The sequence below is a fragment of the Streptomyces sp. MBT53 genome (assembly GCF_016654115.1).
Taxonomy (GTDB): domain Bacteria; phylum Actinomycetota; class Actinomycetes; order Streptomycetales; family Streptomycetaceae; genus Streptomyces.
The window spans coordinates 1-764 of record NZ_JAEQAZ010000472.1; the positions used below are offsets into that span (position 1 = coordinate 1).

Here is a 764-nt window from a genome sequence, read left to right on the forward strand (position 1 = left end):
TTCCAGTTCTGGTTCCAGTTCCGGTTCTGTTGCCGAGCGGGTGCCTGCGCCGACGCCGACACCCGTTTCCCTGGTCACTTCCCCGCCTGTGGAAGGGAGTTGAGCCGGGGCCGTGAGTGCGGCTTCCGCCTGCGCCGCGGTCTCCGAGGTGCCGGCCGTCGTCTCGCCGCTCGTCGGCGGGAGTGCCGTCGCGGTCTCGGGGTCGGCGCCCGTGGTGGTGTCCGGGGCCGGGGCGGGCTCCGTCCCGCCCGTCGCTGCCTGGTGCTGCGGGCTGTTCTTGCCGGACATGCTGTTTCCTTCCAGAGGGATGATCGGGTGACGACCGGTCAGTTGTCGTCCGGGGCGGGCGGGTTGACCGAGAACCGGTTGCCGTCGAAGTAGAGGGTCAGCGGGGTGCCGTCGGCCGGGCCGAAGCGGTCGGTTCGGCCGGCGGGGCCGAGCAGTCGGACCGGTCGGCCGGTGTCCCGTGCGACCAGGGCCGCCAGGGTGGACACGTAGCCGAGGGTGTCGTCGGGGCGGGCCAGCACCAGGGCGAGGCGCGCGGGGTCGTCGAGTCCGGCGTCCGCCACGGTCACCGTGCCGTTCTGGAGGATCGACTGGGCGCGCAACTCCTCGGTGAGGGCGCCGATTTCCGCCAGCGTGCCGGTCGGCACCGAGGTGTCCGGGGCCGCGAGCCCCGCGTCGTCGGGAGCGCCGTGAGCCGCTACGTCGGCCTGGGCCCAGGTGAGGAGGGCGGTGTGGGGGTCGCCTGTGCGGGGCCAGGT

At 73.7% G+C, this 764-nt stretch carries 2 pseudogenes; both read right to left on the bottom strand.

The features are described from left to right. Window positions 1-288, bottom strand: a pseudogene (locus JHN45_RS52300) (hydrolytic protein); the annotation flags it as partial. A gap of 38 nt (window positions 289-326) precedes the next feature. Further along, a pseudogene (locus tag JHN45_RS52305) lies at window positions 327-764 on the bottom strand (hypothetical protein); the annotation flags it as partial.